At 61.7% G+C, this 12715-nt stretch carries 14 protein-coding genes; 10 read left to right on the top strand and 4 right to left on the bottom strand.

The genetic code is table 11. From position 1 onward, the window contains the following. Positions 1–53 precede the first annotated feature (53 nt). From alr to nrdR, 5 genes are all read left to right on the top strand, one after another. A complete protein-coding gene (alr, locus tag HMPREF1546_RS01870; RefSeq protein WP_021748692.1) occupies positions 54–1220 on the top strand; it encodes an alanine racemase in 1167 nt (388 codons plus the stop codon). 189 nt (positions 1221–1409) lie between these two features. Continuing rightward, positions 1410–1778 carry a type II toxin-antitoxin system PemK/MazF family toxin gene (locus tag HMPREF1546_RS01865; RefSeq protein WP_025544461.1) on the top strand — a complete coding sequence of 123 codons (369 nt, stop codon included), beginning with the start codon at positions 1410–1412 and terminating at the stop codon, positions 1776–1778. Between the two features lie 170 nt (positions 1779–1948). Next, on the top strand, positions 1949–2443 hold the full coding sequence (locus tag HMPREF1546_RS01860; RefSeq protein WP_021748695.1) for a hypothetical protein: 495 nt from the start codon (positions 1949–1951) through the stop codon (positions 2441–2443). Positions 2444–2513: 70 nt separating this feature from the next. Continuing rightward, complete coding sequence (locus HMPREF1546_RS18615; RefSeq protein WP_021748696.1) at positions 2514–3035, top strand: hypothetical protein; 522 nt, start codon at positions 2514–2516, stop codon at positions 3033–3035. A 171-nt stretch (positions 3036–3206) separates the two neighbouring features. After that, on the top strand, positions 3207–3665 hold the full coding sequence (gene nrdR, locus HMPREF1546_RS01850) for a transcriptional regulator NrdR (RefSeq protein ID WP_021748697.1): 459 nt from the start codon (positions 3207–3209) through the stop codon (positions 3663–3665). Positions 3666–3671: 6 nt separating this feature from the next. Here nrdR and HMPREF1546_RS01845 read toward each other — a convergent pair whose 3' ends face one another. Next, on the bottom strand, positions 3672–4052 hold the full coding sequence (locus HMPREF1546_RS01845; RefSeq protein WP_021748698.1) for a DUF4363 family protein: 381 nt from the start codon (positions 4050–4052) through the stop codon (positions 3672–3674). After that, on the bottom strand, positions 4049–4732 hold the full coding sequence (locus tag HMPREF1546_RS01840) for a DUF421 domain-containing protein (protein WP_021748699.1): 684 nt from the start codon (positions 4730–4732) through the stop codon (positions 4049–4051). Before HMPREF1546_RS01840 ends, HMPREF1546_RS01845 begins: the two co-directional genes overlap by 4 nt. 149 nt (positions 4733–4881) lie before the next feature. Between HMPREF1546_RS01840 and HMPREF1546_RS01835 the strand changes: the two genes are divergently transcribed. The 4 genes from HMPREF1546_RS01835 (at position 4882) to HMPREF1546_RS01820 (ending at position 9369) form a co-directional block, all read left to right on the top strand. After that, positions 4882–5349 carry a GNAT family N-acetyltransferase gene (locus HMPREF1546_RS01835; RefSeq protein ID WP_021748700.1) on the top strand — a complete coding sequence of 156 codons (468 nt, stop codon included), beginning with the start codon at positions 4882–4884 and terminating at the stop codon, positions 5347–5349. 370 nt (positions 5350–5719) lie between these two features. After that, positions 5720–7558, top strand: a complete 1839-nt coding sequence (gene glmS / locus HMPREF1546_RS01830) for a glutamine--fructose-6-phosphate transaminase (isomerizing) (protein ID WP_021748701.1) — start codon at positions 5720–5722, stop codon at positions 7556–7558. 115 nt (positions 7559–7673) lie between these two features. After that, entirely contained in the window at positions 7674–8021 is a 348-nt protein-coding gene (locus tag HMPREF1546_RS01825) for a PadR family transcriptional regulator (protein ID WP_021748702.1), read from the top strand. Next, positions 8008–9369, top strand: coding sequence for a permease prefix domain 1-containing protein (locus tag HMPREF1546_RS01820; protein ID WP_021748703.1), 1362 nt, complete (start codon positions 8008–8010; stop codon positions 9367–9369). Before HMPREF1546_RS01825 ends, HMPREF1546_RS01820 begins: the two co-directional genes overlap by 14 nt. A 57-nt stretch (positions 9370–9426) precedes the next feature. Here HMPREF1546_RS01820 and HMPREF1546_RS01815 read toward each other — a convergent pair whose 3' ends face one another. Beyond that, complete coding sequence (locus HMPREF1546_RS01815) at positions 9427–10341, bottom strand: hypothetical protein (RefSeq protein WP_021748704.1); 915 nt, start codon at positions 10339–10341, stop codon at positions 9427–9429. Then, positions 10338–10784 (bottom strand): RNA polymerase sigma factor, encoded by a 447-nt coding sequence (locus HMPREF1546_RS01810; RefSeq protein ID WP_273482328.1) that lies wholly within the window; start codon positions 10782–10784, stop codon positions 10338–10340. Before HMPREF1546_RS01810 ends, HMPREF1546_RS01815 begins: the two co-directional genes overlap by 4 nt. A 249-nt stretch (positions 10785–11033) precedes the next feature. Between HMPREF1546_RS01810 and HMPREF1546_RS01805 the strand changes: the two genes are divergently transcribed. Continuing rightward, positions 11034–12674, top strand: coding sequence for an S-layer homology domain-containing protein (locus HMPREF1546_RS01805; RefSeq protein WP_036629974.1), 1641 nt, complete (start codon positions 11034–11036; stop codon positions 12672–12674). Positions 12675–12715 lie beyond the last annotated feature (41 nt).

Here is a 12715-nt window from a genome sequence, read left to right as displayed (position 1 = left end):
CGGGAGGGTTCCTCCCGCCGCTTCCATAGACTGACGGAGAAGGTGACCGACACATGGAGGAACCGATTCTGAGACGGACCTGGGCGGAGATCGACCTGGACGCCCTGGCCCACAACTATCAGCAGGCCCGCAGAAAGATCGGGCCCAACGTGAAGTATTTGGGTGTGGTGAAGGCGGACGCCTACGGCCACGGGGCCATTCAGGTGTCCCGCAAGCTGGAGCAGCTGGGGGCGGACTATCTGGCGGTGTCCAGCCTGGACGAGGCGAAAGAACTCCGCCGGGCCGGCATTCAGGCGCCCATTCTGATCCTGGGCCACACGCCCCCGGCCATGGTGTCCCAGCTGATCCAGTACCGCATCACCCAGGCGGTGTCCGCCCTGGCCAAGGCGGAGGCGTACAGCGCCGCAGCCGTGGAGAGCGGCGGCACACTGAAGGTCCACATCAAGGTGGACACCGGCATGTCCCGGCTGGGTTTCCTGGTGCGGGAGGGGCACTTTGACACAGGCGTGGAATCCATCGCCGCCGCCTGCGCCCTGCCGGGACTGGAGGCGGAAGGCATCTTCACCCACTTCGCCGTCTCCGACGAGGACGACAGAGACAGTGAGGCTTATACGAGAGCGCAGTTCGACGTGTTCACCCGTGTGCTGGATGCATTGGCTGCAGGGGGCAGAACCTTTGCCATCCGCCACTGCGCCAACAGCGGCGCTCTGGCCCGCTATCCGGAGATGTATCTCGACATGGTGCGGCCGGGCATCGCCCTGTACGGTGTGGGCGCCGACGCGCAGCGGCTGGACCTGCGGCCGGTGATGAGCCTGAAGTCCAGCGTCTCCACCATCAAGACCTTTGATCCGGGCACGGACGTCAGCTACGGTCGGACGTTCCGCACCCAGGGAAGGACCCGGATCGGGGTGCTGCCCATCGGCTATGCGGACGGTTTCTTCCGGGGCCTCTCCAACCGGATGTCGGTGGTGACAGCCCAGGGCCCAGCTCCTCAGCGGGGCCGGATCTGTATGGACATGTCCATGATCGATCTGACAGACCTGCCCGACGTCAAGGTCGGGGACGAGGTGGAGATCTTCGGCCGCCGCCAGCGGGTGGATGACCTGGCGGCCATTCTGAACACCATCCCCTATGAGCTGACCTGCGCGGTGAGCAAGCGGGTGCCGCGGGTGTATATCGAAGGCGGCAAAATCGTGGAGCGGAGCCTGCGGCTGCTGTGAGCGCAGGGAAGCGCGGACACAAATCCATACACACACGCCTTGTTCCGGGCATAGGATAGTGCGGGGCGAGGACGCCGGAATTTTGCGGCATTGGCAAAGTATAAATTCCGTACCTGCGTGGGAGAATGAAAGTGGCCTCACCGAAGGGCCTTCGGTGATGGGTACTTCTTTCGGCGGAGTGTGAACTTTGTGGATACGAGTGTCAAGCGCGGCGATATTTACTATGCCGATCTCTCCCCGGTGGTGGGCAGTGAGCAGGGTGGTGTCCGGCCGGTTCTGATCATTCAGAACGACACCGGCAACCGGTACAGTCCCACTGTGATCGCGGCGGCCATCACTTCCCAGACCGGGAAGGCCAAGCTGCCGACACATATCGACCTTCCCGTGGACCACAGCTGCGGCCTGAGCCGGGATTCGGTGGTCCTGCTGGAGCAGGTGCGCACCCTGGACAAAAAGCGCCTGCGGGAAAAGATGGGCCATGTGGAGGAGAATGTGATGGAGAAGGTCGATCTGGCCATCGCGGTCAGCTTCGGACTGCCCCACGACCAGATGGTTTGAGAGATCCGTTTCTTCGGCAATACACAGGCCGGGCGCTGCGGCGGAAGCCGTCTCCTGGCCGCCCGGAAATGCGTGGTTTGATCGAAGGGTCCTCCTGAAAAGGGCGTTCCGCCCTTTTCAGGGGTACCGATTTTTCAGATCCGACAATCAATACGGAGGTACATAAGCGCATGAAAAAGAACAGATGGTATCTGCGGCTGCTGGCATTGCTGGTGCTCTGCGGCGCCTTGAACGTGACGATTACCGCGGCGGCGGAGGCCGGCTCCTCCGACGACCCGCTGGTGACCCTGAGCTACTTGAACGAGACGTTCATGGACTCCATCATGGAGCGGGTGGACCAGAAGATCGCCGCCCGGAATGCCCAGTTGGGCATTTCGGCAGGCAGCGGAGCCAGTGCCGCGTCCAATTTCACTGTGGTGACCCTCACCAGCGGACAAGTCCTCACTGGGGACATCGGCTGTGAGGTAATGCTACGAGTGGGAACGGCTGTGTGCGTTTCTCCCTCCAGCCCCGGTCTCATTGACGAGACCGCAGCCACAGCGCTGAACAACGGCAGTGCGCTGGTCCAGAACCACCTGTACATGATGACCATTGAGGGCCGGGGCGTCCGCGCCACGGCCGGCACCACCAAGCTGCTGGTCCGGGGCAGCTACACCGTCGCCTGATCTCCGCATAAACGGCCCCGCCTGGGCATAGGTTGTGCCAGGCGGGGCCGTTTGGAGAGGGGGCAGAGCAATGGACAAGTTTCCACTGATGCAGGGCGGTGTCTCTGTGGGGGAGCTCATCACGGAGCAGGAGGCGCTGTACACCTGGTTTGAGGCCCGGTGCCGCCTGCCGGGAGAGGGCCTCTGGTGCGCCTGGGCGGTGGGCGACCGGGGAGAGCTGCGGCTGGGCGTTCTGGAGCCCTGTGGGGACCGGGCCACAATCCGGCGGCGGTTTTCCGCCCGGCTGACAGCCCCTCTGGGAAAGCTGCGGCAGGGGGAGATCCGCCCTGCCCATCCGCCGGAGCCGGAGGATTGGACGCCGCTGGAGCGCTCGGCAGTGCGTCTCCGTTCCCCATGGCTTCGGGAGCAGCTACACCTTGTGCCGGGCGTCCTTGTCCGGGAGGAGCAGGGGCGGCGAGAGCTGGCGGTGCCCTATGACGTGGGCCGCCCCTTTCCGCTGACCGCCTTGTTCTGCTTTGCCCATATCCGCCGTATCCATGGCCGGAGCTACGCCATCTTTGCCTTCAACGGGGAGGAGCGGCCGGTGTTCTGAGCCGTCCGGCGGACAGAGACATTTTCAGAAAATTCCAAATGATGTGTTCCACATTTCCCGGGGGTATGATATAATAACCCCAAGACGGCCGTGGCGGAGGGGCTCTCCGCCCGGCCTCAGACACGGGAAGACCTGCCGGCCGGGCGCCGGCGGAGCGTTTGGAGGTCCAGTATGAAGTGTCCCTATTGCGGTTACAGTGAGAGCAAGGTCATTGATTCCCGGCCCGCGGACGAAAACAGCAGCATCCGCCGCCGGCGGGAGTGCCTTTCCTGCGGCAAGCGATTTACCACCTATGAGACGGTGGAGAGCCTGCCTATGGTGGTGGTGAAGAAGGACGGCAGCCGCCAGAGTTTTGACCGGCGGAAGGTGCTGGGCGGCATGATCCGCGCCTGTGAAAAGCGGCCGGTGCCCTTGGCGGAGCTGGAAAAGATCGCCGAGGAGATCGAGCAGGATCTGCAGAACTCCATGGAGCGGGAGATCAGCACAGAGGCCATCGGCGAAAAAGTGATGGAGCGGCTGCGAAACGTGGACCAGGTGGCCTATGTCCGGTTTGCCTCCGTCTACCGCCAATTCAAGGATATCGACACCTTTATGACAGAGCTGAACAAGCTCCTGGCCGACAACCGGTGAAGGCCGTCAGAGGACGTTCTTGATATCCAGCCGCTCCGTCTCCGCCAGGAGCCGGAGCTGATCCCGCAGGTCCGAGATCTCCGCCCGGAACTCCGTCAGCTCCCGGGTGGCGGCGAAGGCCAGGGCCCGGCGGTACATGGCCTCCGCGTCGTCCACCGTATCATGCCGCGCCACGATGTGGAGGTAGGTTTGGCTTTCCGACCAGTCGTCATAGCTGCCTGCCAGCGTATCCACGGCCTCGGTCCAGGCCTCTGACTGGGCTTGGGCGTCCGCCTGCTGCAGCTGCTCCCGCCAGCGGACGGTGCTGGCGGTCATGTAGGAGCTGTTCCACAGGGAAAAGACCAGGATGGCTGCCAGGATGCCGACGGATATTCCATACGCCCTCATGACTCTCGCTCCTTTCGGACGCAGAATACCTGCCCCTGTTCGTCCAGGGTCAGGAGGAAGATCTCACGGGGAGAGGAGGCTTTTTCCCGGGACAGCTGCTTGCGCAGCCAGTTCTCGTCCCGGCCGCAGGCGGTCAGATTGCGGTGGATGACCCGCCCGTCGTTGATGATGACCATGGGCAGTGTCACGTCATCCTCCAGCCCCAGTCCCAGTTGTTCCGCCGTGGGCGGCTGCTGGGCTGTCCAGGGAAAGACGGTCAGCTGGCCGGAGTTTTCCAGCACGGCGTACTTCACGTCCTCGATGCGGGTGACGCCCTGCTCCCGCAGTTCCTCCATCAGCTCATCGATGGTAAAGCGGTTCTTCCGCATGGCGTCCTGCTGCAGCTTGCCGCCCCGGATCAGGACCGTGGGCGTCCCGCAGATCAGCGCCCGCAGCCGCAGGCTGCGGAGAGACAGCTGACTCAGCAGCAGTGACAGGGCCAGCAGCGTCAGGATCGGCAGCAGGCCAGAGAGCAGCGGAATGCCGAAGTCCTGCATGGGCACGGCGGCCAGGTCGGAGATCATCATGGTCAGCACCAGCTCGCTGGGCTCCAACTCGCCGATCTGGCGCTTGCCCATCAGGCGCATCCCGACCACAATAAGGAAATAGAGAATGATCGTTCGGACAAAGGCGGTTATCATGGCGAAAATCCCTCCGTTCCGCTAGTATCTGCCGGAACGGGATTTTTATCCGGGATAAGGCTCCCCCAGGAGGGGGAGATTCTTGTAAAGCATAGAAAGAAAATATAGAGTTATACAGCAACAGTTTTGAGAATTAATAAGAAAAAATAATGATGGATTCAAGTGTTCACAAACAATTACATTTCAAATCGGTAAACGCCGAAAACCGCAGGGAAGTTGAGGGCTTGACTGTCTTTTCTGAGCAGGCTGGTTTTATTGAGAGTGTAAGCGAGTGCTTGCGGGAGGCAGATGAATTGGAGCTGTGGCGGCCTGTTGGTATTTATGACAGCGACACGCTGATTGGTTTTGCTATGTACGGCTATTTTCCAGAGCCGGCTCCGGGACAGCTATGGCTGGATCGGCTGCTCATTGATAAAAGATATCAAGGAAAAGGATATGGAAAACAGGCGGTGCTTTCGCTTCTTGACAGATTGCATACAGAGTATCAGAGCGGCACGGTATATCTTAGCGTGTATGAGAATAATCCCCATGCAATCAAGCTTTATCAACAGATTGGTTTCCGGTTTAACGGGAAATACGATAGCAAGGGGGAACATATCATGGAGTATCATTTTTGAGAGATGTAGAGCCAGTCAACGGTCAATATGTGCTGAATCGTCTTAACAAACCTATTTAAGATGAGCTTATCAGGCGCATATTATAGTGACCGCATTAAAATCAAAAAAAGAAAAATCGCAGATGTGAAAGGAGTTTATGGGCCGCGGCCCATCACAGCGCCAGCGCCCGCCGCCAGCGGCGGGACGACGAGGGGAAGGGAGTATCGAAGGATTCGGCGGATGCCCTTCCGTGCCCACGGGCGCGTACACAGCCGGCAAATATGCGGGCAACCGCAAAACAAGGGGGCTGTGACCGTGAAGAAAGTGACAAATGACTGCGTGTTTGTCCTTTTGACCATTCATTACAGAATCTTCAGGAGGATTATCGAATATGTGCGGAATCATCGGATTTGTAGGAAACGAGCCCGCGGCCCCCATTCTGCTGGACGGCCTGGAGCGGATGGAGTACCGGGGGTATGACTCCGCCGGCGTGGCGGTGCGGTCCGAGACGGCGGGACTCCAGGTGCGCAAGACCAAGGGGCGGCTTCAGGTCTTATCCGACCTGATCCACGGCGGCGCGGACCTGGAGGGGAACCTGGGCATCGGGCATACCCGCTGGGCCACCCACGGGGAGCCAAATGACATCAACGCCCATCCCCACGTCAGCGAGAACGGGCGGATCGCCCTCGTCCACAACGGCATCATCGAAAACTATCTGGAAATCAAGGAGCACCTCATGCGCCAGGGCGTCCACTTCACCTCCGACACGGACACGGAGGTGGTGGCACAGCTGCTGGAGTTCCACTACAACGAATGCCACAACATGCTGGAGGCTGTGGGCCGCTGCCTGCGGCGGATCGAGGGGTCCTACGCCTTCGGCATCATCTGTGCGGATTACCCCAACGCCCTCATTGCCGCCCGGAAGGACAGCCCCCTCATCATCGGCTACGGTCAGAACGGCAACTTCATCGCCTCCGACGTGACGGCTGTCATCAAGTACACCCGGGACGTGGTGTACATGGACGATGGGGAGATCGCTGTCCTCACCGCCGACAGCGTGGACGTGTTTGACGACGAGCTGCTGCCGGTGGAGAAGACCCACAGTCTGGTGGACTGGGATGTGTCCGCAGCGGAGAAGGGCGGCTACGCCCACTTCATGGCCAAGGAGATCATGGAGCAGCCGGAGGCGGTCCGCAAGACCATCTCCCCCCGCATCCGGGACGGCCGTGTGGTGCTGGACGATCTGCATCTGACGGCGGAGTACGTCCGCGACCTCTCCCGGATTTACGTCATCGCCTGCGGCTCCAGCTACCATGTGGGCGTGGTGAGCAAGTACAGCTGGGAAAAGCTGCTGCGCCGCCCGGTGGAGGTGGTGCTGGCCTCCGAGTTCCGGTACTGTGATCCTCTGGTGGACGAAAAGACTCTGGTCATCGTCATCAGCCAGTCTGGAGAAACCCTGGACACTATGGCCGCCATGCGGGAGGCCAAGCGCCGGGGCGGCCGGACCCTGGCCATCGTCAATGTGGTGGGCAGCTCCATCGCCCGGGAGGCGGATGACGTGCTGTACACTTGGGCCGGGCCGGAGATCGCCGTGGCCACCACCAAGGCATACACCACCCAGCTGGTGCTGATGGATCTGGTGGGCCTCTATCTGGCGGACCTGCTGGGTATGGTGGAACAGAGCGAGTATGACACCATTCTCTCCGAGATGCAGCTGCTGCCGGAGAAGATGCGCCAGTTCCTCTCCCACACGGAGGACATCCAGTATTACGCCTCCCGGTACTTCAACCACGACTCCATCTTCTTCATCGGCCGGAACCTGGACTACGCCATGGGCCTGGAGGGTTCCCTGAAGCTGAAGGAGATCAGCTATATCCACTCGGAGGCCTACGCCTCCGGCGAGCTGAAACACGGCACCATCTCCCTGATCGAGCCGGGGACCCTGGTGGTGGCCCTGGGAACCTACGCGCCTCTCTTTGACAAAGCCATGAGCAACGTGGTGGAGGTGAAGGCCCGGGGGGCCGAGGTGCTGGCCCTGACCACCGAGGACTTCCGGGAAAAGATGGAGAAGACTGCCGACGCCACTGTCTCTGTGCCGGTGACCCATCCCATGCTCCAGCCCTCTCTGGGCGTGGTGCCCCTGCAGCTGTTCGCCTACTATGTGGCGCTCCAGCGGGGCTGTGACATCGACAAGCCCCGGAACCTCGCCAAGAGCGTGACTGTGGAATAACGAATTGCCGCCCGGACCATCTGGTCCGGGCGGTTTTTTTACTTGACTTATATAGGGAATCGATATATAATGGCGCTGTCAAAATATATAGAATATCTATATAAGGAGGAAGTCTATGGAGGCCGATAAGAGTCTGGTCAGCGGCAGCATGGCCCTGTTGGTCCTGAAGCTGCTGGAGGACGGGGACAAGTACGGCTACCAGATGACCAGCGAGCTGCGGCAGCGGTCGGAGGACGTGTTCCACCTGAAAGCGGGGACCCTGTACCCCCTCCTCCACAGCCTGGAGGAAAAGGGGCTGGTCACCGCCTACGAGCGGGAGGCCGCTGCCGGTAAGCCCCGGCGGTACTACCATCTGACAAAGGCGGGGGAGGCCGCCCTGCGGGAGAAGGAGACGGCGTGGCACACCTATGCCGATGCCGTGGGCCGTGTGCTGGGGGGAGGTGCCTGCTGTGCCGGGACCTGAGAGCGTCCGGGGCTATCTGGACGCGGTGGAGGCACAAATCCGCTGGAAGCGGGCCCGGACTGTGGCGGCCCGGGAGCTGGAAACTCACCTGGAGGACCAGCAGGAGGAATTTCTGGCCGAAGGCCATCCGCCGGAAGAGGCGGAGCGCTTGGCAGTGGAGGATATGGGGGACCCGGTGGCCGTGGGCGCGGACCTGGACCGCCTCCACCGGCCCAGGCCCCAGTGGGGGATGCTGGGCCTGACCCTGGCGCTGCTGCTGGTGGGCGGCTGGTTGCGGTACGCCCTCACCCGAGCGGGAGCACCCTGGGATGAGGATCTGGATCCGCTGCGCTGTGCTCTGTCAGTGGTGACCGGGGCTGTTGTGCTGGTCGGAGCCTACTTCCTGGACGTCTCCCGGCTGCTGCGCTGGGCCAAGTGGGTGTACATCAGCGCCCTTATCGTTGGTGTGCTGTTCCTGAGGTTTTCTCCCATAGTCAACAACGTCTCTTACTTCACCCGGTATGTGGTGCTGTTCTATCCGGCAGTCTACGCACTGTGGCTGTATGCCTGCCGGGGAAAGGGCTGGCGGGGCCTGCTGGCTGCCGTGACGGGCGGCATCCCTTTGACGGTGGTCTGCGGGATGATCCCCTTTGCCCAGGGCCTACTCCAGCTAGTAGCCATTGACCTGCTTCTACTGCTAACAGCCATCTGGATGGACTGGTTCAACCTGCCCCGGCTTCAGGCCCTAGCGGCAGCGGGCGGATTAACAGCTGCTTTGGCGGCTGGCTATGTCTGGAGAATTTTGGAATCTGTCCACGTGACCACATACTGGCAGATTTTGTTTCACCCGGAGATAGACCCACAGGGGGCGGGGTATCAGGCTGTAATGGCTCGCCGGATACTTGGGGCATCCCGCCTGATGGGGAAGGGAGGAGACCTCTCAATCCAGCCGCAAACGGTCTGGGGCAGGGAACTGCTCCCGGAGATGATGCTGCCGGAGTGGAACCACGATTTTCTGCCCACCACCATGGTCTACAAACTGGGGTGGTTGCCCTATCTGCTCCTGCTGGCAGTTTTGGCTGTCCTGCTGCTGTGGATGCTGCGGCGATGTGCCTGCCAGCAAAGCCAGAGCGGAAAGCTGCTGGCACTGGCCGTTGTCCTGACGCTGGCGGTGCAGTCGGCCTTTGCGGCGGCGCTGAATCTGGGCTTTGTGCTGTTCAGCGCCCAGCTCCCTCTGGTGACGGGAAATCTCCACAGCATGGTGGACTGCGCCCTGATCGGGTTGGCGCTGTCGGCCTTCCGCTCAGAGTCCATTTTGCGGGACGCGGTGGTTCCGGTCCCGCGGCCCCCGCAAACACAAACAGCTTGACCAGAAAAGACAAGGGCGGAGAGGGAGCCCCTCTCCGCCCTTGCTGTATACAATTCGTCAGTTGGCCTCCTGAATCAGGAAGGTCTGGTTCCCCACCCCGTCCGCGGATTTCTCCACTTCCAGGTCCTCATGCGCCTCCTGCACCGCCAGCTGCGCATCCGTCATAGGCTCCCATGGGATACCGGTACTCTCCACAAAGGCCCGGGCAGCGTCCGGATCGGCTGTATGTGTGTCCAGCGGCAGGGTGAACATGCAGCCCGTCACATTGTCCCGCAGATCCACTGTGCCGTCTTCTGCCAGGGAGAAACGCTCATAGGAGGGGGCGGCGAATCCCTCATACAGCGCGAGATATACCGTGTGATCCGAAAATATCTCCAGGCTCTGCGTGTCCAGTACATAATAGGCCCGGCCGTCCCGCAGAAAGGAGGAGCAGGCACCGTTCAGGGTGAACACGTTGACGGCCCGGGGATCATAGCCGGACACCAGGGGCGTAACAGTGAAGGCCCCGCAGGGGACCACGTCATAGTTCTCCTCTGTCAGGGGTGTGCCGTCCGTCCGGACCACGGACACCACGGCATAGGTGCGGCTTTCCTGGACATCGGCGCACCACTGGGAGATGTTGGCGCCGCTGACCATCCCCATCAGGGTGACGGTGTAGTCCCCAACGGTCTGGGTCTCATTGAGGATCACGGCGGCTTCGCTCTGGAAGGCCTCCGCCAACATTGGATCGTTCAGTTCCTCCGCAACCTGGGCGGGGGTCAGCCACAGCACGGCGGCGGACACAGTCACGGCCAGGAGGGCCACGGCCGCCGCAGCCAGCAGGGTAATTTTTTTCGTGCGATTCATGGACATCTTGTTCTGCTCCTTTTCAGATGCGTGCCGCATGGCTGCCAGCTTTTGAAGAGTCCGCTCCTCGAAGTCCGGGGAGAAGTCCACGGCGTCAAATGCGGCGCGGTAGTTCTGGCGATTCATTCCACATCCTCCTTTAAAAGTTGGCGCAGCCGCTCCCGCCCCCGGGAGAGTCGGGTCCCCACGGTAGGGAGGGGGATTTGCAGCAGCTTGGAAATCTCCTTGATGGAATAGCCCTCATAATAATAGAGGTGGATGACAGCGCTGTACTTCGCCGGCAGGGCCTGCACGGCGGAAAGGATGGGGGAGGGCTCCGGCATCTCTCCACCTGGAAGGACCTCCGCGGTCTCCAGGGGGAGATTCCGCCGCTCCGCCGCCCGGGCCACGTCGCAGGCCCGGTGGAGCGTGGTGCGGATCAGCCACGCCTTTTCGTGCTCCAGGTCCCGGAAGTGCGGCCGGGTGGTCAGCAGCTTCAAAAAGACCTCCTGCACCACGTCTTCCGCGTCGGCGGGAGAGGACAGGCGGGTCATGGCGATCCGCAGCAGCATGGGGCTGTACGCAGCCACCGTGCGGCGGATGGATTCGTCGGTACCAAACGAAGTCAGGGTCCTCAGCTCCTTTCACCCATAACACGGACCAGCTTGCCCTGATTATTCACCTTCCGGAAAAATTTGCAAAGCCCGTTTTCTGCCTGCGGGAGATTGACAGGGAGAAGCGGCTGTGATAATATGTAAACCAATTATAGCGTCCCTCCGCACTGCGGTGGGACTTTTTTGGGACACGGTATGTCGAAAAAACAGGAAAGGAAGCGGATCATGGGAAAAAAACGGGTGTTTGCGGCGCTGCTGGCGCTGGCAGTGACAGTGGGGTCTCTGGCACTGCCGGCCCGGGCGGCCTTTACCGATACGACGGGCCACTGGGCGGAGACCGCCATCACGAAATGGAGTGAGGAGTACAGCATCATCAACGGCTATGAGGACGGCACATTCCGGCCGGACAACTCCATCACCCGGGGCGCCTTTGCGGGCATTCTGGACCGCTTCCTGAAATTCCAAAGCACCTCGCCCGCCGGGACGTTCTCTGATCTGAGCGGGAACTACTGGGAGGATGCCATCCTGAAGCTCCACGCCTCCGGCGTTTACCTGGGCAACAACGGGCAGGCCCTGGCCGGGGACACCATCACCCGCCAGCAGGCGGTGACCATGATCGCACGGGCCTTCAACATCTCGGGGGAGAGTGCGACGGTCTATTACCTGGATGCGGACCAGGTGGCGGATTACGCGAAGCCGTATCTGGCGGAGATGTCCGCCCTGGGCTACATCACGGATTCCTCCGACGGGTACTTCCGTCCCACGGATGCCATCACCCGGGCGGAGATCGTGACGATCCTGGACAACATGATCGAGGTGCTGATCCAGACCAGCACCACCTACACCCAGGACGTGGAGGGCACGGTGATGGTCAACGCGGCGGAGGGGGCCTGCCTCCAGGACATGACCATCACGGGGGATCTGATTCTGGCCCCCGGCGTCACCGGGACGGTGACCCTGGAGAACGTGACCATCCGGGGCGCGGTACGGAACTTCGGCAGCGCCATGGTCACGGACCTCTCCCAGCGGCCGGAGGAGCCGGAGCAGCCGCCGGCCATCCAGCCCGGCGACGTGTACACGCCCTCGGAGACCACAGGGGAGTATCTGACATACAGCAACCAACAGATCCCCATCTACGCCGGGGTGGAGCGGAACCGCTTCTCCCAGGGAGATTTCATGTGGGACCCGGACCGTCCGGACCGCCTGATCTATACCGGTGACGACTACCGGACCCGCTTCGGCATCGACGTGTCCGCCTATCAGAACCGGGCCAGCGCCAACAACACCATCGACTGGGAGGCCGCCAAGGCCGACGGCGTGGAGTTCGCCATGGTGCGGATCGGCCTGCGGGGCTACGGCTCCGGCAGCATCATGGAGGATGCTTTCTACGCCCAGAATATTGACGGGGCCATGGCGGCGGGCATCGAGACCGGCGTCTACTTCTTCGCCCAGGCCATCACCGTGGAGGAGGCCATCGAGGAGGCGGACTTTGTCATCAGCCTGCTGGAGGGCCACGAGATCGACGGCCCCGTGGCCTACGACTGGGAGATGCACGACAGCACCTACCGGGTCTACGGCACCACGCCGGAGATGGCCACCGCCTGCGCAGTGGCGTTCTGCGAGCGCATCGAAGAGGCCGGCTATGACGCCATGGTCTACGCCGGACAGTATGTCAGCTACATCAAATATGACCAGGGCGCTCTGGAGCCGTATCTCTCCTGGTACCCCGAGTACAAGAGCGAGAGCTCCGAGCTTCTGTACCCCACCCTGTACTATCACATGGACTACTGGCAGTATTCCAGCAAGTGCTCTGTGGCCGGTATCGGCGGCAACGTGGATGTGAACCTCCAGTTCATCCGGCGGTAAGCCCTTCTCTCCAAAAGAAATACGGCGGGGCGTCTGCCCCG

It is taken from the genome of Oscillibacter sp. KLE 1745 (assembly GCF_000469445.2).
Lineage (GTDB): Bacteria > Bacillota > Clostridia > Oscillospirales > Oscillospiraceae > Oscillibacter > Oscillibacter welbionis.
This window is presented reverse-complemented; position numbering and strand designations above follow the sequence as displayed.

Coding starts and splice junctions, on each gene's coding strand:
- alr (WP_021748692.1), top strand. CDS start 54: ATGGAGGAACCGATTCTGAGACGGACCTGGGCGGAGATCGACCTGGAC.
- glmS (WP_021748701.1), top strand. CDS start 5,720: ATGTGCGGAATCATCGGATTTGTAGGAAACGAGCCCGCGGCCCCCATT.
- HMPREF1546_RS01845 (WP_021748698.1), bottom strand. CDS start 4,052: ATGAGGGCGTATGGAATATCCGTCGGCATCCTGGCAGCCATCCTGGTC.
- HMPREF1546_RS01825 (WP_021748702.1), top strand. CDS start 7,674: ATGGAGGCCGATAAGAGTCTGGTCAGCGGCAGCATGGCCCTGTTGGTC.
- HMPREF1546_RS01860 (WP_021748695.1), top strand. CDS start 1,949: ATGAAAAAGAACAGATGGTATCTGCGGCTGCTGGCATTGCTGGTGCTC.
- HMPREF1546_RS18615 (WP_021748696.1), top strand. CDS start 2,514: ATGGACAAGTTTCCACTGATGCAGGGCGGTGTCTCTGTGGGGGAGCTC.
- HMPREF1546_RS01815 (WP_021748704.1), bottom strand. CDS start 10,341: ATGAATCGCCAGAACTACCGCGCCGCATTTGACGCCGTGGACTTCTCC.
- HMPREF1546_RS01805 (WP_036629974.1), top strand. CDS start 11,034: ATGGGAAAAAAACGGGTGTTTGCGGCGCTGCTGGCGCTGGCAGTGACA.
- nrdR (WP_021748697.1), top strand. CDS start 3,207: ATGAAGTGTCCCTATTGCGGTTACAGTGAGAGCAAGGTCATTGATTCC.
- HMPREF1546_RS01835 (WP_021748700.1), top strand. CDS start 4,882: ATGATGGATTCAAGTGTTCACAAACAATTACATTTCAAATCGGTAAAC.
- HMPREF1546_RS01840 (WP_021748699.1), bottom strand. CDS start 4,732: ATGATAACCGCCTTTGTCCGAACGATCATTCTCTATTTCCTTATTGTG.